The sequence below is a fragment of the Microbacterium sp. IEGM 1404 genome, assembly GCF_030056775.1.
Classification (GTDB): Bacteria; Actinomycetota; Actinomycetes; order Actinomycetales; family Microbacteriaceae; genus Microbacterium.
On the sequence record NZ_JASHKP010000001.1, the window covers coordinates 724,785 to 748,237 of the forward strand.

A 23,453-nucleotide genomic window follows, 5' to 3' on the forward strand; every position below is an offset into this window, starting at 1 on the left:
TCGCTTGATAGTTTAGGGCGGGTGTCCGCGCGCCTGTTGTTCCCCGACCCGCAGGCGGCCGCCGACCTGCTGACCTTCGCCTCCCGCGCCGTCCGGCTCGGTGACGGGACGGTGCGGCTCCGCGCCGACGGCGGGGTCCTCGTGACCACGGCCGCTCCGCTCGCCCCCCGGGGGCTTCTGGATGCCACGCCCACCGTGCTGGGCCTTCGCGTGTCGCTGATCGACCCGGAGCTGCAGTGCGATCTCGTGGTCGAGGCATCCGCTCTCCTTGCCGCACCCGACGACGCCTCCGCGGTCGTCCTGCCCGAGATCGCGAGCGCCCCGGCCTGGGCGGGGGTGTCCCCACCGCGTGGAGGCTGGACCGAGGTGGATGCTCTCGACAGCGCGGTCCTCGCCGCCCGGGCGCAGTACGGTATCGCGGCCGTGGCCGACGCCCTCCCGTCCGATCCGGGCGAGGATGTCGTCCGCACGGTGCGCGCCCAGGTGTGGGGGCAGCCGGACGAGGCTCTCGGCGGGCTCCCGCTGGGGACGGCGTTCACGGCCTACGCCCTCGGATTCATCGCGGGGGCGGAGCAGGCTGCCGTGCGCACGAGCGGGGTCTGGACGCGTCTCACCCTGGCCCGCGGTCACGTGCTCGTGCGCGGGCCGGTGCGCTCCGGCCTGACGCCGGTGCGTGCCACCGGCGGGTGACTCAGCCGTCCCATAGGCGGCCGGCCTAGGCTGAATCGTGCAGGGGGAGTACTCCCGTCGCGATGCCTCCGTCATCACGAGACCACGATTGGTCTCCGGGCGCATCGGTCCGACCCGGGCGGAGGAGACCTTGACGTCGCAGCTTCGCGCTGCCCGTTCGAAGGTCTGACATGGTCTCGTTCTCCCGCCTCGTCTCCCTCGCCTCTCGAGCCGTCGAGAAGGCCGCATCCTCGCCGTCTCGCCCATCGGGCGCGGGAGGCGGCCGCACCGACTGGCGTGATGTGGTGCGCTCAGCCGCGGACGCGGTCACGGGCGACGGGCGCTCCGGGACCACACCTGGAACACCCGCGGTTCCTCCTCCGTCCTTGACGGCGAGCGGAGCTGTCCCCGCCTCGCCCGCCGCTGGTTCAGCCTCCGTCTCGGAGAGCGACCGCGCGGCGATCGCTCGCTACGACTATCTGCTGCGCACGGCCGATCCCGACCGCGTCGAGGAGATCCACCGCGACGCCTTCACGCGCCTGAGCCCGACCCAACGCGCGCACGTGCGGGAGCGGATGGATGCGGAGCTTGCGCCCGCCGAGCGCCCGCGGTCGGACAGCGCCCACGATCTGGCACGCACCGCTGCCCGCGCGGAGGCTGCGCACCCTGGTCGCATGTCGACGATCTTGGCGCGCGCGGGCCGTGGCGGCCTCATCGGAGCGGGCGTCGTCGGTGCGGGAGGGCTCCTCGCCGCGGTCGCCGGGGGCGCCGTCGTCAGTGCCGTCGCCGCGCCGCTGCTCGCGCACGCCGGGCAGATGGGCGTCGATTTCGCCGGCCTCGCCGAGGGGGTCGACCTCGAGTCGTTGGCATCCGGAGTCGATCTCGCCTCCCTCGCCGGCGGAACCGATCTCGGCGAGTGGGCCGGCGGGGCTCAGGATGCCGTGTCGGGAGCGGGCGAGCAGATCGGCGGCTGGGGCGAGCGGTTGTCGAACCTCGACATCCCGGGTTTCGGAGACTTCCTCGGTCGCTGACGCGTGTTCGGTCACGGTGGGACGCGTCAGCTCGCCCGCGACCGGTGGATGTGCGGCCCGGCGAATCGCCGTGTGCGGGATCAGCCGGCGGGACGGATGGGCAGACCGGTGTCGGCGCGCCCGTCGCGGGTCGGTCCGATTCCGCGCGGCTCGAACGTGTTCACCATGGCGTGGGCCGCGCGCTCCAGGTAGTCCCAGAGGGGTGCCTCCAGCGCCGGCGGCAGGGCGACCTCGTCGACGGCCGCGCGCATGTGTCGGAGCCACCGGTCCCGTGCGTCGGGGTCGACGTGGAACGGCATGTGCCGCATCCGCAGGCGCGGGTGACCACGTCGCTCGCCGTAGGTCGTGGGGCCGCCCCAGTATTGGGCGAGGAAGAGCGTGAGCCGTTCCGCCGCGGGCCCGAGGTCTTCTTCCGGATACATCGGCTTCAGCACTTCGTCTTCGGCCACGCCGCGGTAGAAGGCGTCGACGAGTCGACGGAAGGTGTCCATCCCGCCGACCTGCTCGTAGAGGCTGATCGGCTCGCTCACGCGGATGCTCCATCGTCGTCGGCCCGCACGGCGGGAGGAGTGGGCTTGATCACGTCGCCGTCGTCGACCCGCGGTGCGGCTTCTTCGGTCTTCGGCCTCTTCGGACGCGCCTTCTCCGCCGCGATCTCGGCAGCCACGGCATCCGCGTCCAACACCGTGTCCGACACGGCGAGCTTCTTACGCCGCGGACGCCAGACCGGACGTTCGGGTGCGGTGGCGACGGGGGTGGGCTTGGTCTTCGGGGGGTGCGCTCCGCGCACGCTCTGCGCGCCTTCGGCGCCGGTGAGGATGATCGAGTTCAGCTGCGGGAGGGTGACGCCGAGCGCGTCGATCGCCCGCTTCAGACGCACGCGCAGCTCCCGCGCCACATCGTCCTTCGCGCCGGATCGGGTCTTCATGACGAGACGGATCACCAGGGCATCGCCGCTGATCGACTCCAGCCCCCAGATCTCGGGCTGTTCGATGATGCGGGACCGCCACTTCGTCTCTTTTGCGAGGGTCTTCGCAGCGGTGAGCATCGCCTTCTCGACCTCGTCGATGTCGGCGTCCGCGGGGACCGCCAGGTCGATGATGACCCGGGCCCACCCCTGCGACATGTTGCCGATGCGGGTGATCTCGCCGTTGCGGACGTACCAGAGCGTGCCGTTGACGTCGCGGACATGGGTGATGCGCACGCTCACGAACTCCACGATCCCGGTCGCGAGGCCGAGGTCCACGACGTCGCCGATCCCGATCTGGTCTTCGGCGACGATGAAGATCCCGTTCAGCACGTCCTTGACGATGTTCTGGGCGCCGAAGCCCAGACCCGCGCCGATCGCCGCGGTGAGCAGGGTGAGGGATGCCAGGGCATCGGGCGCGACGATCCCGGCGATCCACACCAGGGCGGCGATCACGAGCACGACGTTGACGATGTTCTGGAGGATCGTGCCAAGGGTCCGCGTGCGCTGGACGAGGCGGACGGCGGCGAGCGGCGAACGGTCGAGCGCCTGCGTGTCGTCCACCCGGGCGTTCTTCTTCGCACCGTTGACGATGCGGTCGACCACGCGCCGGATGATGAGACGCAGCACCCAGGCCGCGATCGTGACGCCGACGATGATCCCGAAGATCTGCAGGAGCACGCCGCCGAAGCCGAGCAGTTGCTCTCCGATCCACGCCCAGGAGGAGGGGAGGACGAGATCGGCCGGACTGCTCGGGGCGCTCGGGCTCGTCGTGGGGTCAGGTGTGCTGGCGAGTACGGACATCGTCTTCATGCTAACGACGGATGCCTCGGTGCCACCTGGGCATCGAGGCATCCGTCGTTCGTCCGATCCGTCAGGCGTCCCGTCGCCGCAGCACGACGATGCCCGAGCCCACGAGCGCCACGACCCAGGCGAGGAGCGTCAGGGCGGGCTGCAGGATGTCGCCGGTGGGGATGGCGGTCAGGTCGCTGCCCGCGGCGACCGGCAGGTAGCGCCCGAGATCGACGACCCACTGCCAGGACGTCCCGCCGAGCGCGAAGAGGTTGACCGCGATCGGGGCGACGAAGAGGACGCCGACGGTCGCGGCGATCGCACCGGCGCCGTTGCGGATCAGGAGTCCGAAGCCCGTGCCGATGAGGGCGTAGGCGATCATCGCGAGCACACCGAGCAGCAGAGGGAGGACGGCCTGCGTCGGATCCGACCAGGTGACCGCGGTCGACGAGATCGGAACGGTGACCGCGAGGCTGAGCAGGGAGCTGACCGCCGTCGCCGCACCGACCAGCAGGGCGATGGCGAGGCTCTTGGCGAGCGCCACCTGGGCGCGACGCGGATTGGCCGTCAGGGTCGAGCGGATCATCCCGGTGGCGTACTCGCCGGTGATCGCGATCGCCCCGAGCACGCCGGCCACGAGCATCGTGAACTGCGCCGACAGGAGAACCCCGAGGATGGGATACCCGCCGTCGGACGCCGAGACGTACAGCGCGGCGATGGCGAGGGACAGCGCGGCGGCGATCCCCAACGACCACCAGGTCGAACGGAGCGTCGTGAGCTTCAGCAGTTCGCTGCGGAGCGTGCGGAGGAAGTTCGGGCCTGCCGTGGCATCCGTGTACGTGGTGCGCCGGGGCGCGGTGAGGGTGGTCATGCGAGTTCCTTCGTCTTGTACTCGATCGCGTCGCCGGTGAGGGCGAGGTAGGCGTCCTCGAGGGATCCGCTGCGCGGGGTCAATTCGTGGAGGGGGATGCCGTGACGCGCGGCGAGATCACCGATCCGGACCGCCGAGGCGCCGGCGAAACTCGCCAGGCCCGTCTCCGCGCGCGTCGCGGTGACGCCCTCGGGTGCGAGCACCTCGACCAGACGCGAGAGCTCCGGCGAGCGGACGAGGACGACTTCGGTGGTCCACGACCGCACGAGCTCGGGCAGCGGAGCGTCCGCCAGCACCTCGCCGCGCCCGAGGACGATGACGTGATCGGCGGTGAGTGCCATCTCACTCATGAGGTGGCTCGACAGCAGCACCGTGCGTCCCTCGGCGGCGATGTGCCGGACGAACTCACGGACCCAGCGCACGCCCTCGGGGTCGAGTCCGTTCACCGGCTCGTCCAGGATGAGCGTGTGCGGGTCGCCGAGAAGCGCCGCGGCGATGCCGAGTCGCTGGCCCATGCCGAGCGAGAACCCGCCCGCACGTTTGTCGGCGACGGAAGCGATGCCGGTGATCTCGATCACCTCGTCGACGCGGCTGCGGCTGATGCCGTGCGTGGCCGCCATGACGCGGAGGTGGTTGCGTGCGGAGCGTCCGGTGTGCACGGCCTTGGCGTCCAGGAGCACGCCGACCTCGGTCAGCGGGGCGCGCAGGCGGTCGTACGGCGTGCCGTTGACGGTGACGCTGCCGGCGGTCGGGCGGTCGAGTCCCACGATCATTCGCATCGTGGTGGACTTCCCGGCGCCGTTGGGGCCGAGGAACCCGGTGACGCGCCCCGGAGGGACGGTGAAGGAGACGTCGGACACGGCGGTGCGGGTGCCGTATCGCTTGGTGAGGTGGTCTGCGACGATCATGCTTCCACGCTAGGAAGCGGACCCCGGATGCCGCGTCCCCCCGGCGAGTGATCCGTGTACATCGGAAGACGTACGCCCCCTCCCACCGGAGCGGGAGAGGGCGTACGTCGAGGGTGCGTGCGTTACTGCGCGTCGCGCTCCTGCACGGCGAGCGCGCGCTCGACACCGGCGAGGTTCTCACTCACGAGACGGCGCAGCGCGGGGGCTGCGTCCTTGTGCGCGGAGAGCCACGCACGGGTGGCATCCCGCAGCTGCGTGTTCGCGAGAGCGGCGGGGTAGAGCCCGACGATCAGGTACTGCGCGATCTGGTAGCTGCGGCTCTCCCAGACGGGCAGCAGCATGTCGAAGTACGGTCCGACGAAGTCGGCCAGCACGCCGACGGTGGCGGGGTGCGTGAACCCGAGCGCCGCGGAGCGGACGATCGTGTTGGGCGCGTCGGAGCGGTCGATGAGCGAGCTCCACGCCTCCTGCTTCGCTTCGTGGGTGGGCAGCGCCGCCTTGGCCTGCGCTGCGAACTCCCCGCCCTTGGCGGTGTTGTCGGCCTCGCGGGCAGCGTCGATGTCGGCCGCGGTGACCGCGCCGCCGGCGGCGAGAGCCACCAGCAGCTGCCACGACAGGTCGGTGTCGATCTCGAGTCCGTCGAGCACCGTCTCGCCGTCGCGCAAGGCCCGGACCGTCTCGACGTGCGCGGGCGTGGCCGCGGCCGAGGCGAACGCCGTGACGAACTGCAGCTGGCTGTCGCTGCCGGCCTCGGCCCCCTGCGCGAGCTCCCACAGGCCGTCCGCGACACGCTCGCGAGCGGCGGCGCGGGTCGCCGGTGCGACGTAGCTGTTGGCCGCGAGCTGGAGCTGCGCGAGGGTCGTACGGACCGTCGTCGACTCAGTCTCCGAACCGATGTTCCGCAGCACCAGGTCGATGTAGTCGGTCGCCGACGCTTCGGCATCCCGGGTCTGGTCCCACGCGGCACCCCAGACGAGCGAGCGCGCGAGCGGGTCGGCGATGTCCTTCAGGTGCGCGATGGCCGTGGCGAGCGAGCGCTCGTCGAGGCGGATCTTCGCGTACGCGAGGTCGTCGTCGTTCAGCAGGATGAGATCGGGACGACGGATGCCGCGCAGCTGCGGCACCTCGGTGCGGTCGCCGTCGACGTCGAGCTCGATGCGGTGCACGCGCTCGAGGCGGCCGGACTTGTCGAGCGAGTAGAAGCCGACGCCGAGGCGGTGCGGACGGATCGTCGGGTAGTCCGACGGTGCGGTCTGCACGATCGCGAACCGCGTGAGCGAGCCGTGGTCGTCCTGCTCGATCAGCGGCGAGAGCGTGTTGACGCCCGCGGTCTCGAGCCACTTCTTCGCCCAGTCGCCCAGGTCGCGGCCGCTCGTGGTCTCGAGCTCGGCGAGCAGATCGCCGACCTCGGTGTTCGACCACTGGTGCTTCTGGAAGTAGGCGGCGACGCCGGCGAAGAACTGCTCGATGCCCACCCAGGCGGCGAGCTGCTTGAGCACCGACCCGCCCTTGGCGTAGGTGATGCCGTCGAAGTTGACCTGCACGTCTTCGAGGTCGTTGATCTCGGCGACGACGGGGTGGGTGGAGGGGAGCTGGTCCTGGCGGTACGCCCAGGTCTTCTCCATCGCGTTGAAGGTCGTCCAGGCGGCCTCCCACTCGGTGGCCTCGGCGGTGGCGATCGTCGACGCCCACTCCGCGAACGACTCGTTGAGCCAGAGGTCGTTCCACCACTTCATCGTCACGAGGTCGCCGAACCACATGTGCGCCAGCTCGTGGAGGATCGTCACGACGCGACGTTCCTTGACGGCATCCGTGACCTTGCTGCGGAAGACGTAGGTCTCAGTGAACGTGACCGCACCGGCGTTCTCCATCGCGCCCGCGTTGAACTCCGGCACGAAGAGCTGGTCGTACTTGGCGAAGGGGTAGGGGAAACCGAACTTCTCCTCGAAGTACGCGAAGCCCTGACGCGTCTTGTCGAAGACGTAGTCGGCATCCAGGTACTGCCACAGGCTCTTGCGGGCGTACACGCCGAGCGGGATGACGCGCCCGTCGGCGCTGGTGAGCTCGGAGAACGTCGACTCGTACGGGCCGGCGATGAGGGCCGTGATGTACGAGGAGATGCGCGGCGTCGCGGGGAAGCGCCACTCCGCGGCACCGTCGCCCACCTCGACCGGCTCGGGGGTGGGGGAGTTGGAGACGACCTTCCACGCGGCCGGGGCGGTCACCGTGAAGGTGAACTCGGCCTTGAGGTCGGGCTGCTCGAAGACGGTGAACACACGGCGCGAGTCGGGAACCTCGAACTGCGAGTAGAGGTACACCTCGCCGTCGACCGGGTCGACGAAGCGGTGCAGACCCTCGCCGGTGTTGGTGTACTCGCAGTCGGCGTCGACGACGAGCTCGTTCTCCGCGGCCAGTTCCTCGAGCGCGATGCGCGAGTCGGCGAAGACCTCGGCGGGGTCGAGGACCCGGCCGTTGAGGGTCACCGAGTTGACGGTGCGCGCGATGAGGTCGATGAAGGTCGACGCGCCCTCGGTCGCGGCGAACCGGACGGTGGTCACCGAGCCGAACACCTCGTCGCCGCGCAGCAGGTCGAGGCGCACGTCGTATCCGTGCGTGTCGACGATCGCGCGGCGCTCCTGCGCTTCGATGCGGGTGAGGTTCTCTCCTGGCACTGGCGTTCTCCCGAGGATGTGGGTGGATCATCGCGGATGGCACTGCTGGCGCCGACGACAACCGTATAAGCCTAGTGTCGAGATACCCCCGGGCCGGGCTGATCGCTCAGGTGGGAAGATGTCGGAGTGAGCACGACCGACACGGACAGCACCCCCGAGACCGTCCTCTACGCGTCTCCCGCCGCGGCATCCGGACCCCGGTGGGTCGAGACCCCGGTGGCCTACGACGCGATCCTCCTCGCCGGATTCGGCGGACCGGAGGGCCAGGACGACGTCATCCCCTTCCTCCGCAACGTCACGCGCGGACGCGGCATCCCGGATGAGCGACTGGAAGAGGTCGCCCACCACTACCGCCACTTCGGCGGCGTGAGCCCGATCAACGAGCACAACCGCCAGTTGAAGGCGGCGCTCGAGGCCGAGATCGCGCGCCGCGGGCTGAACCTCCCCGTCTACTGGGGCAACCGCAACTGGTCGCCGTACCTGGAGGAAGCCGTCACCGAGGCGGCCGAAGCCGGCGACACGACGCTGCTCGCGATCGCGACCAGCGCGTACAGCTCGTTCTCGAGCTGCCGGCAGTACCGCGAGGATTACGCGCGCGTCCTCGAGGCCACCGGTCTCGGCGAGACGGTCACGATCGACAAGGTCCGCCAGTTCTTCGACCACCCCGGCTTCGTGTCGACGTTCGTCACAGGAGTGACGGATGCCGTGTCGGCGTACGTCGCGGACGGCATCGCGCCCGAGAAGATCCGCGTGCTCTTCTCCACCCACTCGATCCCCACCGCCGACGCCGAGCGCTCGGGCCCCCGCGACGTCGACTTCGGCGAGGGCGGCGCGTACGCGGCGCAGCACAAGGCCGTCGCGGCATTCGTGATGGCCGAGGTCGCCGCCGCGGTCGCCGACGTCGAGTGGGAGCTGGTGTACCAGTCGCGCTCCGGCCCTCCCACGCAGCCCTGGCTCGAGCCGGACGTGAACGACGTCATCGCGGAACTGCCGGGCCGCGGTGCCGAGGCGGTCGTGATCGTCCCGCTCGGCTTCGTCAGCGACCACATGGAGGTCCTGTGGGACCTCGACACCGAGGCCATGGAGGCGGCCGAGGAGGCCGGCATCCGCGCCGTCCGCACGCCCACGCCGGGGATCGACCCCGCATACGTGTCCGGACTCGTCGACCTCGTCGAGGAGCGTCTGAAGGGCACGCTGAAGGCGGAACGTCCGCACCTGACCGACCTGGGCCCCTGGTACGACGTGTGCCGCCCCGGGTGCTGCGAGAACGTCCGCGCCGGATTCAAGCCCGTCGCCGCGGGTCTGCGCCCCTGACACCGTTCGACGCCGCTCGTCCCTCGCCGAGGGGCGGGCGGCGTCGTCGTTCTCGCCCGCGGTGTCGGCGGCCGTCCCTAGGATGGGCGCATGCGCATTCACATCGGCACCGATCACGCCGGTCTCGAGTTCTCCACCCAGCTGCAGCACCACCTCGCCTCCCAGGGCCACGAGGTCGTCGATCACGGCCCCATCGAGTACGACCCCCTCGACGACTACCCGGCCTTCTGCATCCGCGCGGCCCAGGCGGTCGTCCGCGATCAGGCCGATGGCGTCGAGACGCTGGGTGTGGTCTTCGGCGGCTCGGGCAACGGCGAGCAGATCGCCGCGAACAAGGTGCTCGGGATCCGCGCCGCGCTCGTCTGGAGTATCGCGACGGCCGAACTGGCGCGCGAGCACAACGACGCCAACGTGATCGCGATCGGCGCGCGCCAGCACACCTTCGACGAGGCCGCGTCGTTCATCGACCGCTTCATCGCGACCCCGTTCTCGGGCGAAGAGCGCCACGCCCGGCGCATCGCCCAGCTCGCGGCCTACGAGCAGGACGGCATCCTGCTGCCCGATCCTCGCGAGGCGGCTGCGCGGCCCGACGTCCTCGACGCGAGCGACACGTTCGATCCCGAGGCAGGCTGATGCCCGAAGGGCATTCCGTCCACCGCATCGCCCGTCAGTTCGACCGCAACATCGTGGGCCGCGCTGTCGCGGCATCCAGTCCTCAGGGGCGATTCGTCGAAGGAGCCGCGGTCATCGACGGCCGTGACGCGCTCGAGGTGCGTGCCGTCGGCAAACAGATGTTCCTGCGGTTCGACCCCGACGTGTGGCTGAGGGTGCACCTCGGCATGTACGGCGCGTGGGATTTCTCGGGCGAGGTCGCGATCGATGCGACGATCGCCTCGGCGAACGGTCGCATGGGGCACACGAACCAGCGCGGCACCGTCCTCGACGAGCCGATCATGGATGCCGCCGGCGAGAACTCCCTCACCTCGATCGGCGCTCCGCGGCGCGCACGCGTGCGCATGTCCGAGCAGACGACCGGGCTCGAGGAGCAGACCGAGTGGCCGCCGCCCGTGGTCGGTGCGGTGCGTCTGCGCCTGCTCACCGAGACGACGTGCGCCGACCTGCGCGGGCCCACCGCGTGCGCGCTCCAGACGCCCGACGAGGTCGCCGCGACGATCGCCAAGCTCGGCCCCGACCCGCTCGTCGACGACGTCGCCGAGGGGGAGGAGCGGTTCGTCGCCACGGTGCGGCGGAAGCCCACGGCCATCGGGCTGCTGCTCATGGACCAGTCGGTGGTCAGCGGCATCGGCAACGTCTATCGCGCCGAGATCCTCTTCCGTGCCCGACAGAACCCGCACACGCCCGGCCGCGACGTCCGCGAGGAGACCGCGCGCGAGATGTGGCGCGACTGGGTGCGGCTGCTTGCGATCGGTGTCGAAACCGGGCAGATGATGACCATGGACGACCTCGACCCCGAGGCGTACCGACGCGCGATGGCCCACCGCGACGACCGGCACTGGGTGTACCACCGGGCGGGTCTCCCGTGCCGGGTGTGCGGCACCACGGTGCTCGTCGAGGAAGCGGCCGGACGCAAGCTGTACTGGTGCCCGCGCTGCCAGGCGTGAGCGTTCTAGGCTGATCCGGTGCGGCAGAATCCGAGTTTCGCGATGACCGACGTCGGCGAGATCCGACGCCTGATCGAGCATCATCCCTGGGTCACGCTCGTCGCGTCGACCCCCGACGGCCTAGTCGCCTCGCACTACGCCGTCCTGCTCGACGACAGCCGTGACGACCTCACGATCGTGGGACACGTCGGCAAGCCGGACGACGCGATCCTCGGTCTCGGTGACCGCGAGTTGCTCGTCGTCGTGCAGGGTCCGCACGGATACATCACCCCGCGCTGGTACGGCGACGGCCCGGCGGTGCCGACCTGGAACTTCGTGTCGGCGCACCTCAGCGGCATCCCGGAGATCCTCACGCCCCAGGAGAATCTGCGCGTGCTCGATCGACTGGTGGAGCGCTTCGAGGGGGAGGACGGTCGCGGCCTGTACCGTGCGCCGAACGACGCCGCCTTCGTCGACCGACTCGCCGCGGGCACCGTCGGTTTCCGTCTGACCCCGACGCGGGTGGTGGGCAAGCGGAAGCTGAGCCAGAACCGTCCCTCGGAGGTCGTCGACACGATCATCGCCGGGCTCGGTGACGGACCGTACGCGAACCCCTCACTGGCCGCTGAGATGCAGCGCGCCGCCGACGCCCGACGTCCGGCAGGACGCGCATGATCGGCGAGACCGCGGCCTTCGTGCAGGCCGTCCGGGTGGCCGGCCCGGGGCGGGACTTCCTCCCGACGCCCGATGAACCCGTCGATCTCGTGCTCGCGGGCGGCCGCATCGTCGACATCGCGCCGACGGGGAACCTCCGCCCGCGCGGCCTCGTCGTGGACGGAGACGGCGGCTGGCTGCTCCCCGGGCTGTGGGACCACCACGTGCACGTTCTGCAGTGGGCGCTCACGGCCGACCGCGTCGCGCTCGGCGAGGCGGGGTCGGCGCGCGAGGCGGCGTCGATGATGGCCGCAGCGCCAGTGGGCGACGGCGGCCGCCGCGTCGGTGTGGGCTTCCGCGACGGTCTCTGGCCCGACGAGCCGACCCTCGAACTCCTGGATGCCGCGACCGGCGAGGTCCCGACGTACCTCGTCAATGCCGACGTGCACAGCGTCTGGCTGAACTCCGCAGCCTTCCGGCGCGAAGGCTTCGAGCCCTCGGCATCCGGGGTCCTGCGCGAAGAGGACGCCTTCGAGATCTCCCGACGGATCAACGCGGTCGACGCCGAGGTCGGGGATCGCGCCGTCGAGCGGATGGCGCGCGCCGCAGCCGCACGCGGACTCGTCGGCCTGGTCGACCTCGACATGACCTGGAACGACGAGCCGTGGCAGCGCCGCGTCGCGCGCGGCTTCGACACGCTGCGGGTGTCGTACGGCACCTACCCACAGCACCTCGATCGAGCGATCGCCGAGGGCCTGCGCACCGGCGACCCCGTGCGCGGCGCGGCGGACGACCTGGTGCGCGTGGGTCCGCTCAAGGCCATCACCGACGGCTCGCTCGGAACGCGGACCGCCGCCTGCGCCCACCACTACCCGGGCGACGTCGACAACCACGGGCTCCTCACGATCCCGCCCGACGAGCTCGTCGAGCTGATGACCCGGGCGACCGCGGCGGGTCTGGAATGCGCGATCCACGCGATCGGCGACGTCGCGAACGCCCACGCCCTCGATGCCTACGCCCTGACCGGGGCGGTCGGCACGATCGAGCACGCCCAGCTCGTGGCCCACGCCGACATCCCGCGATTCGCTCGACTCGGCGTGTCCGCGAGCGTGCAGCCCGAGCACGCTCTCGACGATCGCGACATGACGGATGCCGTCTGGGCCGGGCAGTCCGCGCAGCCCTACCCGCTGCGGGCCCTGGCCGACAGCGGCGCGAACCTCCTCTTCGGCTCGGACGCTCCGGTCGCGCCGCTCGACCCGTGGGGCGCGATCGCGTCGGCGGTGTTCCGCACGCGCGACGGGCGTGACGCGTGGCAGCCGCATCAAAGGGTCGACATCGACACCGCGATCGCGGCATCCACCGCCGGCGGCTCGACGGCGCCGGCTGAGATCGCACCGGGCGCCCGCGCGGACCTGGTGATCGTGGACGCCGATCCCCGGACCGCCGACGAGCTCGCCCTGCGCGCGATGCCCGTGCGCACGACGCTCCTCGCCGGTCGCATCACGCACGCGTCCTGACTCGCACGCGTGTGCCCGGGGCGGGTGCGCGTGTGCGTGAGTCGCCACGATTTGTCGCTTGACCGCGCATGGAGGCGACAAATCCTGGCGACTCACGCGACAGAAAAAGGGGGCGACGCCGAAGCGCCGCCCCCTTCGAAAACCCGGGCTCAGGCCGCGAGGTGCGCGAAGAGGAACCAGCGGTCCTTGTCGAGGCCGCGCTTGATCTCGATCGCGACGTCCTGGCTCGACAGGTCGGTCTCGTCGAGGCCGTCGATGGCGGTCTGGATGTCGACGAGGACGGCGTCGATGTCGGCGATCACCGCGCGGATGACGACGTCGGACTGCGCGAAGCCGGCCGGGACGGCGGTCTCCTTCGCCTTGGCGGCGACGGTCGACAGACGCGAGTCGATCGGCAGGCCGAGGGCGACGATCCGCTCGGCGGCGAGGTCGGCCCAGTCCTGCGCGTGGGCGACGACGGTGTCGAGGAGCTCGTGCACGCCGATGAAGTTGGCGCCGCGGACGTGCCAGTGCGCCTGCTTGCCGTTGACGACGAGGGCTTCGAGGCCGAGGACGATCGGCGAGAGGAACTGCGCGGTGCTGGAGGCCATGGTCGAGTCGACGGTGGTGGCGGCGGGCGTCTGAACGGTGCTCATGAGGTCTCCTGAGTGTTGTACCGAAGTCGTGATGACACCAACGCTACTCACGCCCGGACATTCCGCAAGCAAGATGAGGCTCGGCTAAATCCCTGGTGGAAAGGCAATCCTCACCTCACCCGCGCGATAGTGTCGGCGCATGACGATCGCCCCGGATGCCACGGTCCTCGCTCTTCCCGATGCGGCGCCGGAGGTGCATGCGACGGCGTTCGTGGCATCCGGGGCCCGCGTGATCGGCGCGGTCACCCTGAGCGAGGGGTCGAGCGTCTGGTACAACGCCGTCGTGCGCGGCGACAGCGCCGCGATCGTGCTCGGACCGCGGAGCAACCTGCAGGACAACGTCTCGGTGCACGTCGATCGGGGGCGTCCGGTGACGATCGGAGCCGACGTGTCGGTGGGCCACAACGCCGTCGTCCACGGCTGCACGATCGGCGACGGGTCGCTCATCGGCATGGGGAGCGTCGTGCTCTCGGGCGCCGAGATCGGACCCGGATGCCTCGTCGCCGGGGGAGCGGTCGTCCTCGAGGGCACGGTGGTCCCGGAGGGATCGCTCGTCGCCGGGGTCCCCGCCAAGGTCCGGCGCGCACTGACGCCCGAGGAGCGGGCCGGCATCCTCCGCAACGCGCAGACGTACCTCGCCCACGTCGAACGGCACGCGAGCGCCGTGCGTGGCGACTGAGCGCTCGACCTCGCTCCGCGACCTGACCCCTCAGGACGCCGGGGCCGCCTCATCGAGGTAAACCGGCTCGGTGCCGACCGAGATCCGCGACGTCCCCGGCGCCAGTTGCGAATCCATCGCCTCGCCCGTCACCGAGGACATCGTCGTGCGGTATCCGGACCGGACGGTGACGGCGACGGTCGCGGGTCCCGTGTCGGTGTCCGCGTAGGGCGCATCGCGCCACAGGATCCGGCGTTGGGCGCCGTTCGCGTCGACGAACGTGTACATCCAGACATCCGATCCGAGCGACTGGCGCGAGTCGAATCGGTAGCCCTGGAGTTGCCGCATCAAGTAGCCGGCGGCGGCCGCGCTCTGCTTCGGCTGGAATGCCGTGACCGTGTCGGTCGGTTGGCGGAACAGGCCGAAGTTGTCCTCGGTTTCGTCCGGACGGGTTCCGTCGTCGACGCCGTCGTACCAGACGGTCTGCGCCACCGCCGACTCGGCCCGGAGTCCGACGAAGATCTTCACCAGGGCGGTCGCGGCCTGTTCCTCGGTCTGGACCCGCGCGATGTTTCCGCTTCGGGCTGTCGACGTAGTGTTGGAGACACCGATCTCGCTCACGATGATCGGCTTGGAGACACCGCCGTTGCGCTTCTTGACGAGGGCGTCCAGGGCGGTGACGTCGGCCATCGTCGTGTCGAGGTCCCGGGCGTAGCCGTGCGTGGACAGCATGTCGCTGTACCGCAGCCCGCCGGCGTCGATGAAGGCGCTGAACCACGGCAGGGGAGTGCCGGACGTGTTCCCGGCGACGATCTGGACGTGCGGGTGACGGGCCTTGACCCCCTTGTACACGGCCTTCACCAGCGTGGCGTAACAGCCGCCGCTCTGGCACTCGCTCGTGTTGCGCTGCGGGCGATTGAACTCGTTCCACACCTCGACCTTGTCGATCTGGGGGTCGGCGTCCAGGACGGCGTTGATGTAGTCGACGTACCCCTGACGCCCTTCGGGTGTGGTCGGCGGCGACAGAGTCTCCTTCATGTCCTCCGGGTAGGCCACGGGGTTCCCGTACCCGGCGACGAACAGCATCTTCATGCCGTTGTCCTGGGTCACGGTGTGCAGATCCGCCGCGTGGGCCGGGATCGCCAACTCGCCGCGCACCCGCTCGACGCTCATCCACGAAGTCTCGTCGCGCACCTCACGGAAGCCGAGTCCGCTCAATAGGGATGCCGTGGCATCGACGGGCCAGGTATCGGCGGCGAAGGACGACTTGCCCCAGTGGGTCGCGACGGAGAAGAACCGGTCGGTCCTCTCAGGTGTCGGATTGACCAGGAGATTCACATCGAGGGTGTCGCGGTCGTCGGCGAGCTCCAGACTGTAGAAGCCGTCGGAAGGCACCGGGGGCGCGATCGTCGCACCGGGCCCTCCGGGCTCCTCGCCGCTCGCGATCTCCGCACCGGAGCGGGAGTGCAGCGTCCACGTCACGGAACCGTGGGAGTTCCCGAGCACGATACGGACATCGGATGCCGAGGAGAACAGCAGCGAAGGGCTGGTCACCGACAGGGGTCCCGGATTGGACCGCAGGACCAGCAGCACCGCGGTCGCCGAGATCGCCACCAGAGCGACCACGACGAGGATGACCACGGTTCGCCTCGCCTTCACCGATCGCGCCACGGAGCCCCTCTCGTCGGCCGCCACGATAACCCAGCCAGATGACGGTCACATGTCCGTTCCCTCAGGCGCAGGTCGGAACTCCGCTGAGGCCGGTCGGATCAGCCGCGGGACGACCCGCACGAGCACGACCATGCCGACCAACTCGACGAGGGTCTGCGTCACGACCACGGCGGAAGCGAGCCGGAGCGGCTCCGGCAAGGCCAAGGCGAGGGGCAGGACCACGAGCGAGTTGCGCGTCGAGCCCGAGAACACCGTCGCACGGGACGTGGCGACGTCCTGCCGGAACACCCGGGCGATCAGGATGCCGAGCACCGGCGCAGCGCAGAGGAACGCGACGTAGATCGGCACGACGCCGATCAGCTGCGCGGCGTACGTGCGGACGGTGTCGATCTGCGCTCCGACGATGACGGCCAGCGTGAGGGCGAGCAGCGGGACCATGGCGGCATCCATCGTCCGTTCGACCACGCGCACCGGGGCGAACCGTCGTGCGAACGCCTGCGTCACGGCCGCCAGGCTCATCGGCAGCGCGATGAAGAGGAGGAACGCGGCGACGAAAGGTCCGGCATCGACCATCCCGAGGACGTCCGGCCCGGCGAAGAGTGCGAGATAGACGGGCAGCAGCGCGATCTGCGCGAGCATGAGAACCGGTGACGCAGCGAGCAGTCGGGAGGCCTCGCCGCCCGCCAGGCGTGTGAAGACCACGACGTAGTCGACGCACGGGGTGAGAAGGACCAGCAGGACCCCCACGAGAAGGGCCTGGTCGTGGGCGACGAAGCGCGACAGCCCGAAGACGAGGATCGGCACCAGGAGGAAGTTCACGACCAGGACGGCCGCGAGGAACCTCACATCGCGGAGTGCGCGTCGGATCGTCGCGAACGGCACCGCGAGGAATGTCGCGAACAGCAGAACGATCAACGCGGGCGTGACGAGTGCCTCCGAGATCGCGGAGGTGCTCGGAGCGAGGAGGCCTCCGGCGGCGCCCACCAACATCGCCCCGAGGTAGACGGGGACCTGCCACCGGCTCACCCAGGCGATCACCGTTCCGAGCGTACGTCGTCGTGGCGATCCCCCCGGGACCGCGGCCGTCGACGGATGTCGGAGACACGCGGTCCTCGGGGTGGCGGGCTCAGCCTTTCCGTTCCGTCAGAGTCACCGTCGTGCTCGGCGTCGTCGCGCCCGCGACCACCGTGACCGTCGAACTGTTGCAGACCTCGGTGAACCGGGCGTGACCCGGTACCCCGTCGGGAACCGAAGCACACAGGCGATACGTCCCCGGTGCGAGCACGAGGGAGAACGCGCCGGGTGAGCCCGACGGGCTCGCGCCACCGGAGAGGACCGTCTCACCGGTGACGCTCTTCACCGTCACGTGGGTATCGGTCACCCACGCGTACCCTCCGCCGGCGACCGGGGCACGTACCCGTCCGGTGAGCACGCCGCCCGCGGACAGCCGCGTCGTGGGAGCGGTGACCACCGCCCCGGCGGAGAGCACCAGCGGCTTCGCCGCACTCTGCGTCACGGCATCGTCGATCCATTCGGGACCGTACGCGGCGCCCGCACCACTCGGGGCGGAGCCGCTGTCACCCCACGCCCCCACCTGGACGCGATAGGTCCCGCTCGGGAGGTTCGGGATGTCGTAGCGGCCCTTCGAATCCGTGACCGTGGGAAAACCGTCGTAGCTTCCGGTGTCACCGTCACGGACGACGCGCACCGGCGCCCCCGCCACGGCGGCGCCGCTCGCGGCATCCACGACCGTTCCCTTCACGCGCGCGCCCGCCGCGAAGACCAGATCCTGCGTCTGCGAACCTGCGCGGGCCACGAGGCGGGCATCGACCATCCCGGTGGCCCCGCTCGCGCTGACGCGATACGAATGTCCGGGGACGAGCATCGACGGGAACGCATAACGCCCGTCGGCGCCGGTGACCATGTATCTGCTGTCGACGGAGTCCCCGGTGGCACCGACCTCGACGAGCGACACCGAGGTGCCCGCGACTCCTGCGCCTCCGGGGCCGGTGATCGTGCCGACGAGGCTGGCCGTTCCCGCGGCGACGGTCACGCTCGCCGTCGTCGTCCCCCCGGTGGTCACCACCACCCTTCGCGCGGATGCGGCGTCGCTGCCGCCGTACCAGGCGACCGGGGCCGCGGGCGAGGTGACGCGGACCGTGTACGAGCCGCTCGGCAGCGCCGGGAATGAGTACGCGAAGGTCTTGTCGATCTTGCGCTGGACGTCCGCGGAGTAGCTCTTCCCATCCGCTGCCGTGGCAAGGACCCGGACGTTGGATGCCGCCGTGATCCCGGCGACCGTCCCGCTGAGGATGCCGGCGGCGGCGGGGACGTTGGTCACGGTGCCCACGTCGACCGTCGCCCCCGCGCCGACATCGATCCGTGGGGCGGCCTCCGGGTCTCCTCTGTGCTCGGAGAACGCCGTCACCGCGTACACCCCGGGGGCGAGGCCCGCGAAGGTGAAGGCCGTGCCGCTTCGAATCCAGCTCGAGTCGATCCACGTCCAGGTGCCGCCCGTGAACTGCCAGAGCTCGAGAGTGAGTCCCCACTGCTGTGCAGACGTGGCCTTCCCCGTGATGCTCCCGGCACGCAGGACCGAGAAGTTCTTCTTCAGCGAGGAGGTGCTCATGGAGAAGTAGTCGGCGTCGGCGGACGAGGATGCGCCGTCGGACCACGTCGGAGCGTAGGTCTCGCCCGCCGGGCGGATGAGCACCGCGTACGCGCCCCGGGGCACGTTGCGGAACGCGTAGGCGCCCGTCTTGCCGATGGTGGCCTCCGCGCCGATCGCGCCCGTCGAGGAGTACAGCGTGACCGTGCCGCCGGTGAGGGGGGCACCGGTGTCGGCCGCGCTGATGACACCGGTGATCGATCGCCCGCCGAGCGCGATGTCGACCGTCGTCGACCGACCGGGCACGACGGTCTGGAACGACGCCGAGACCAGCGAGGTCGCGCCGTTCGCGAAGGTCTGACCCGCCGAGGTGACCACGGCCACGGCGGCGTCCCCGGCCGGCAGGCCCGCGACGACATACGCACCGGCCGCATCGGTCCGCCCGGACGCGAGAGTGTGGCCGGCTCGACTGCTCACGCGGATCTCGGCATCGGCGAGGGGCGAACCGTCGGCGGAGCGCACCGCGCCCGTGACCGTTCCCCCCGTGGCCAGCGTGGCCACGAGGGAGCCCCGCACCTGACCCGCGGTCAGACCGATGCCGGTCGCGGTGCCCTGGTCGGGCGAGTCGTTCCACCACTCCGGGAGCGCGGCCGAGCCCGCCGGGGGAGTGAACTCGAGGGTGTACGTCGCCGGGCCCAGCCCCGTGAACACGTAGGCTCCGGTGCTGTCCGCGATGACAGACGCCTGCCACTCCCAGACCGTGCCGGACCGCGCGTAGAGACTCACCTGCGCGTCCGCGACCGCCGCGCCCGCGGCGTCGCGCACGGAACCCTTGATCGCACCGGCCTTGTCCAGGACGGCATCGACGTTCACCAGGGATTGGCCCGCCGAGAGCGTGAGGGGGTCCGCGGACCAGAACTGGGACTTGTCGGTGTACCACTCGGGCAAGACGACGGAATCGGGCGGCGTGGAGAATTCGAGTCGGTACGTCCCCGCCGGAAGTCCTCGAAGGGCGTAGGTCCCGTCGGAATTGATCCCGACGGAGGCCGCATAGCTCATCTGCGGCCCGTAGGCGGTGACGCGGTACTGCATCGAGTCGACCTTGACGCCGGACGGAAGAGTCACGCGTCCCGAGATGCTTCCCCCGGCGGCCAGCGCCGCGTTGACACCCGACACCGTTTGACCCGACGCCACCGGAACGAGCGTCGCGTCGTAGTATCCGGTCGCATCGTCGTAGTACTCGTCGATGAGCCCCCATGCGTCGGGCGACTGGAAGGAGACGCGATACTGTCCCGCCGGGAGACCGCGCAGCGCGTAGGAACCGTCGGGAGCGACCTCTGCGGAGAAGTAGCCTCCCGACCCGCCCGAGTCGAGGGATGCGGAGACCCGCAGGGTGGTTCCGTCCGATCCACGCGGAGTGCCGGCGGGCACCGTCACCGTGCCGGTGATCGTCCCGCCGAGCGCGAACGCGGCGTCAACGCCGGCGCGGGTCTGTCCCGTCGTCAGGGTGATGGGGGAGGCGTCGGCGTACCGGGGTGCGTCGTCGTACCACTCCGGCAGAAGTGGGGAGTTCCACGGCGGCTGGAATTCGACTCGATACGTCCCCGCGGCCAGACCGGTGACGGAGTACGAGCCGTCGGCGGCGATGTTCCCCCACACTGCCGGGCCGAACTCCGAGGTGTGGACCTCGACGGACCCGCCCGCGACCGCGTATCCAGCGGGTGCCGTGATCCTCCCCGAGATCGATGCGCCCGGCGCGAGAGTCGCATCGACGCCGGTGCGTGCCTGCGCCGCGGTCAGCACGACGGGCGTGGCGGAGGCGAAGTCCGGCTTGTCATCCCACCATTCCGACTGCAACGTCGACGGCGACATCGCCGTGAAGTGGACCCGCAGGCTCCCACTCGGCAGACCCCGGACGGAGTAGGTGCCGTCGGAGGCGACGTTCGCGTAGCCGACCGTTTCCTGCGTCGCGTCGGAGACCTGCACCGTGACCTCGGTGGGCGAGGAGCCTGCGGGCACCGACAGTCGGCCGGAGATCGACGCTCCACGGGCGAGTGTCACGTTCACCCCGGCGCGTGCGGCGCCCGCGGCGACGGTCACGACTCTCGCAGTGTCGAACCCGGTCGCGTTGTTGTACCACTCGTCCAGCAGCCCCGTCGTCGAGTCGGCGTCGAACTGCAGCCGGTAGTCCCCGGCGTCCAGACCGGAGAGTCGATACGTTCCGTCGGATGCGACGTAGGCGCTCTTCACCCAGTCCCCATCGGCGCTGACGGCGGTGACGCGGATCGTCCAGTCCGCGACCGTGAATCCGGAGGGGACAGACACCCGCCCGCTGATGGTGGCGCCCTTGGCGAGGCCGGCATCCACCCCTGTGCGCTTCTCTCCCGGTGCGAGCGTGATCGCGTCGGCGGAGGCGAAGTCCCGCTTGTCGTCGAACCATTCGTCGAGGAGACCGCTGTCGGACGTCGCGGTGAACTGGAGCACGATCGGCCCGGCCGGCAGCGATCCGATCGTGTAGGTGCCGTCTTCGTCGACGTTCGCCGACCCGACCCAGCTGCGGGACGCGTCATAGGCGGCCACGAAGACACTGCTCGCGCCACCGGGCGTGCCGGCCGGAACGGTCACGAGACCCGAGATGGATGCCGCCTTGGCGAGGGTCACATTGACCCCGGTCTTGTTCACCCCGGCGACGAGGGACACTCTGTCGGCGGAGTACCGGTCCGACTTGTCGTTGTACCACTCGTCGAGGAGACCCGTGCCGGGATCCGTGTCGACCTGCAGAACGTACGATCCCGCGGGCAGACCGCTGAGCGTGTACTTGCCCGTCGACGCCGCGGTCGTGGAGGCGGCCTCGCGCCACGGGTCGTTGGCAGGGAAAGCCCGGACGACGATCCCGGTCGTGGGCAGTGTCGAGCCACTGGGCGCCGAGATGCGACCGGCGATCGACATGAGCTGCGGAGCGGTCGGGGTCGGGGTCGGCGTCGGCGTGGGTGTCTTCGTCGGCGTAGGTGTCTTCGTCGGCGTAGGTGTCTTCGTCGGCGTGGGCGTCGGGGTCGCCGTCTTCGTCGGGCTGGGCGTGGCGACCGCCGTGTTCGTCGGCGTGGGCGTCGGTGCGGCCGTTTTCGTCGGGGTCGCGGACGGCGCCGCCGTCGGGCTCGGGGATGCCGCCTTCGAGCCGGTCGGCGTCGGACTCGGGCTCGACACCGATGTCGGCGCGGGCGTGGGCGTCGGCTGCGCCGCCGTCGCGGCGGGGGCGACCGCCAGGCTCAGCGACACCGCCAGCGTCAGCGCCACGGCGCTCGAGACGTATCGTCGTGCACGCGCACGGAAAGACGTGGTCATGTTTCCCCCCATAACGGCACGCGCCGCGCCCGCCGCACCCCTGCGACGAGCGTTCCGTGGTCTCGGGCGACCACGCGCCATTCGTACCACACCTGTGTGTCGGCTGTGTGACACTGCCCCACAACCCCCTCGACGGCGCGCCCGATCTGCGTAGCGTGACGCCATGCACATCACTCGTCTCGAGCCCGGCGAAGTCTTCGTCTTCGGATCCAACGCCTCCGGCGCGCACGGGGGCGGCGCCGCGCGGTTCGCCCTCGACCGTTTCGGTGCCGTGTGGGGCCAGTCCGAGGGGCTGCAGGGCCAGTCGTACGGCATCGACACGATGTCGGGGCTGGCCGTGTTCGAGGACCAGGCGCGGCGTTTCGTCGCTTTCGCGGCCGATCATCCGGAGTTGCGGTTCCTCGTGACCGAGGTCGGCTGCGGAATCGCCGGATACCGGCCGGAGCAGGTGGCGGGTTTCTTCGCGGGAGCGGGGGAGAACGTGGTGCTGCCGGAGTCGTTCCGCGCCGCGCTGGGCAGGGGCTGAGCCGCCTCTCGGGCGCCGTGACCACTCGTCTCGCGGACAGCCGGCTCCGTGATCGCACGACCGCGGAGGACGCCCGACTCGAACGAAGACTCGCTCATAGGAGACACCCAGGATCGGGTTCCGACCGCTAGTGTCCGATTCGTACGGAGTCAACAGGATCGTTCTGGAGGAACCATGTCCGTCGAAAACACCCGGCCCGCCGCCGCTCCCGTCCCCGGTCGCACCCTGGGCATCGTGGCCCTCATCGTCGCGATCTTCTTCAATGTCATCGGGCTGATCCTGGGCATCGTGGCGTTGGTGCAGAGCCGTAAGGCCGGGCACAAGAACGGCTTCGCCGTCGCGGCGATCATCGTGGGCGCGGTGCTCACGGTCGTCGGGATCATCGTGGCCATCCTGATCGTCACGGCCATCGGCTTCGGCGCCGCCGCATACCAGGCCTGCGAGGTTGCCGGCTTCACGGGCACCGTGATCGTCAACGGCAACGAGGTCGCCTGCAGCACTCTGGGCGGCTGACGAACGATGCCGGCCCGCTCCGGAAGGGGCGGGCCGGCATCGAGTCGAGCGTGATGTGGAGGGGATGACGGGAATCGAACCCGCACCATCAGTTTGGAAGACTGAGGCTCTACCATTGAGCTACATCCCCGCGGCGGCGAACCGCAGCGTGGACAACTCTACTTCACGTCCGCGGATGCCACGGACACCGACGTCGCCGGAACAGGGCATGTGCCCAGAGCAGGCGATCGTCGTCCGAAACGGCCTGTTCCCGTGGCATGCCCTGTTCTCGTGCCCGGGGACATGTCGCCCGATCGACGCGTCCCGGCGAAGCACATGGCATCCGATCGACTCCCAGACCGGCCCCCACACCTCGATCGACTAGACTTCCAGGGGTCGTTTCGTCGAACGCGTCCTGCGCGTCGCCCCGGGGCGTAGCTCAGCTTGGTAGAGCGCCCGCTTTGGGAGCGGGAGGCCGCAGGTTCAAATCCTGTCGCCCCGACGCAACGGCCCCACAGACCACAG

The 23,453-nt window shown here is 70.3% G+C and carries 19 protein-coding genes and 2 tRNA genes; 11 read left to right on the forward strand and 10 right to left on the reverse strand.

Annotation, left to right across the window (positions count from 1 at the left end; all coding sequences use genetic code 11):
- Positions 1 to 21: 21 nt before the first annotated feature.
- Positions 22 to 690 carry a hypothetical protein gene (locus QM517_RS03715; protein WP_077051587.1) on the forward strand — a complete coding sequence of 223 codons (669 nt, stop codon included), beginning with the start codon at positions 22 to 24 and terminating at the stop codon, positions 688 to 690.
- 365 nt (positions 691 to 1,055) lie between these two features.
- Complete coding sequence (locus QM517_RS03720) at positions 1,056 to 1,700, forward strand: hypothetical protein (RefSeq protein WP_283285299.1); 645 nt, start codon at positions 1,056 to 1,058, stop codon at positions 1,698 to 1,700.
- Between the two features lie 80 nt (positions 1,701 to 1,780).
- Here the strand turns inward: QM517_RS03720 and QM517_RS03725 are convergent, their stop codons facing one another.
- From QM517_RS03725 to pepN, 5 genes are all read right to left on the reverse strand, one after another.
- Positions 1,781 to 2,230 carry a globin gene (locus tag QM517_RS03725; RefSeq protein WP_308208873.1) on the reverse strand — a complete coding sequence of 150 codons (450 nt, stop codon included), beginning with the start codon at positions 2,228 to 2,230 and terminating at the stop codon, positions 1,781 to 1,783.
- Entirely contained in the window at positions 2,227 to 3,471 is a 1,245-nt protein-coding gene (locus tag QM517_RS03730) for a mechanosensitive ion channel family protein (RefSeq protein WP_083735214.1), read from the reverse strand. Before QM517_RS03730 ends, QM517_RS03725 begins: the two co-directional genes overlap by 4 nt.
- A 70-nt stretch (positions 3,472 to 3,541) precedes the next feature.
- Positions 3,542 to 4,330 carry an ABC transporter permease subunit gene (locus QM517_RS03735; RefSeq protein WP_283285301.1) on the reverse strand — a complete coding sequence of 263 codons (789 nt, stop codon included), beginning with the start codon at positions 4,328 to 4,330 and terminating at the stop codon, positions 3,542 to 3,544.
- The gene (locus QM517_RS03740; RefSeq protein WP_283285303.1) at positions 4,327 to 5,238 is read right to left on the reverse strand and encodes an ABC transporter ATP-binding protein; all 912 of its coding nucleotides are present in this window, start codon (positions 5,236 to 5,238) and stop codon (positions 4,327 to 4,329) included. Before QM517_RS03740 ends, QM517_RS03735 begins: the two co-directional genes overlap by 4 nt.
- Before the next feature lie 122 nt (positions 5,239 to 5,360).
- On the reverse strand, positions 5,361 to 7,910 hold the full coding sequence (gene pepN / locus QM517_RS03745; RefSeq protein ID WP_283285304.1) for an aminopeptidase N: 2,550 nt from the start codon (positions 7,908 to 7,910) through the stop codon (positions 5,361 to 5,363).
- Positions 7,911 to 8,036: 126 nt separating this feature from the next.
- Here pepN and QM517_RS03750 point away from each other — a divergent pair, with 126 nt between their 5' ends.
- The 5 genes from QM517_RS03750 (at position 8,037) to QM517_RS03770 (ending at position 12,996) form a co-directional block, all read left to right on the forward strand.
- Positions 8,037 to 9,224 (forward strand): ferrochelatase, encoded by a 1,188-nt coding sequence (locus QM517_RS03750; protein ID WP_283285306.1) that lies wholly within the window; start codon positions 8,037 to 8,039, stop codon positions 9,222 to 9,224.
- A gap of 90 nt (positions 9,225 to 9,314) precedes the next feature.
- On the forward strand, positions 9,315 to 9,857 hold the full coding sequence (locus tag QM517_RS03755) for a ribose-5-phosphate isomerase (RefSeq protein WP_283285308.1): 543 nt from the start codon (positions 9,315 to 9,317) through the stop codon (positions 9,855 to 9,857).
- Complete coding sequence (locus tag QM517_RS03760; protein ID WP_077051580.1) at positions 9,857 to 10,846, forward strand: Fpg/Nei family DNA glycosylase; 990 nt, start codon at positions 9,857 to 9,859, stop codon at positions 10,844 to 10,846. Before QM517_RS03755 ends, QM517_RS03760 begins: the two co-directional genes overlap by 1 nt.
- An 18-nt stretch (positions 10,847 to 10,864) precedes the next feature.
- Positions 10,865 to 11,500, forward strand: coding sequence for an FMN-binding negative transcriptional regulator (locus tag QM517_RS03765; RefSeq protein WP_283285310.1), 636 nt, complete (start codon positions 10,865 to 10,867; stop codon positions 11,498 to 11,500).
- A complete protein-coding gene (locus QM517_RS03770) occupies positions 11,497 to 12,996 on the forward strand; it encodes an amidohydrolase (RefSeq protein ID WP_283285313.1) in 1,500 nt (499 codons plus the stop codon). The genes QM517_RS03765 and QM517_RS03770 overlap by 4 nt, the downstream gene beginning before the upstream one ends.
- Before the next feature lie 149 nt (positions 12,997 to 13,145).
- Here QM517_RS03770 and QM517_RS03775 read toward each other — a convergent pair whose 3' ends face one another.
- Complete coding sequence (locus QM517_RS03775; protein WP_063257606.1) at positions 13,146 to 13,631, reverse strand: Dps family protein; 486 nt, start codon at positions 13,629 to 13,631, stop codon at positions 13,146 to 13,148.
- Positions 13,632 to 13,770: 139 nt separating this feature from the next.
- Between QM517_RS03775 and QM517_RS03780 the strand changes: the two genes are divergently transcribed.
- On the forward strand, positions 13,771 to 14,310 hold the full coding sequence (locus QM517_RS03780; protein WP_283285317.1) for a gamma carbonic anhydrase family protein: 540 nt from the start codon (positions 13,771 to 13,773) through the stop codon (positions 14,308 to 14,310).
- 30 nt (positions 14,311 to 14,340) lie between these two features.
- Here the strand turns inward: QM517_RS03780 and QM517_RS18575 are convergent, their stop codons facing one another.
- The 3 genes from QM517_RS18575 to QM517_RS03795 form a co-directional block, all read right to left on the reverse strand.
- Positions 14,341 to 15,930, reverse strand: coding sequence for a glycosyl hydrolase (locus QM517_RS18575; protein ID WP_283285318.1), 1,590 nt, complete (start codon positions 15,928 to 15,930; stop codon positions 14,341 to 14,343).
- 75 nt (positions 15,931 to 16,005) lie between these two features.
- Positions 16,006 to 16,998 carry an arsenic resistance protein gene (locus QM517_RS03790; RefSeq protein WP_283285319.1) on the reverse strand — a complete coding sequence of 331 codons (993 nt, stop codon included), beginning with the start codon at positions 16,996 to 16,998 and terminating at the stop codon, positions 16,006 to 16,008.
- Positions 16,999 to 17,086: 88 nt separating this feature from the next.
- On the reverse strand, positions 17,087 to 21,910 hold the full coding sequence (locus QM517_RS03795) for a carboxypeptidase regulatory-like domain-containing protein (RefSeq protein WP_283285321.1): 4,824 nt from the start codon (positions 21,908 to 21,910) through the stop codon (positions 17,087 to 17,089).
- A 163-nt stretch (positions 21,911 to 22,073) separates the two neighbouring features.
- Here QM517_RS03795 and QM517_RS03800 point away from each other — a divergent pair, with 163 nt between their 5' ends.
- A complete protein-coding gene (locus tag QM517_RS03800; RefSeq protein WP_077051574.1) occupies positions 22,074 to 22,436 on the forward strand; it encodes an A1S_2505 family phage non-structural protein in 363 nt (120 codons plus the stop codon).
- A gap of 174 nt (positions 22,437 to 22,610) precedes the next feature.
- Entirely contained in the window at positions 22,611 to 22,949 is a 339-nt protein-coding gene (locus QM517_RS03805; RefSeq protein WP_077051573.1) for a hypothetical protein, read from the forward strand.
- 56 nt (positions 22,950 to 23,005) lie between these two features.
- Here QM517_RS03805 and QM517_RS03810 read toward each other — a convergent pair.
- Positions 23,006 to 23,079, reverse strand: a tRNA-Gly gene (locus QM517_RS03810).
- 277 nt (positions 23,080 to 23,356) lie between these two features.
- Between QM517_RS03810 and QM517_RS03815 the strand changes: the two genes are divergently transcribed.
- A tRNA-Pro gene (locus tag QM517_RS03815) sits at positions 23,357 to 23,430 on the forward strand.
- Positions 23,431 to 23,453: the final 23 nt, after the last annotated feature.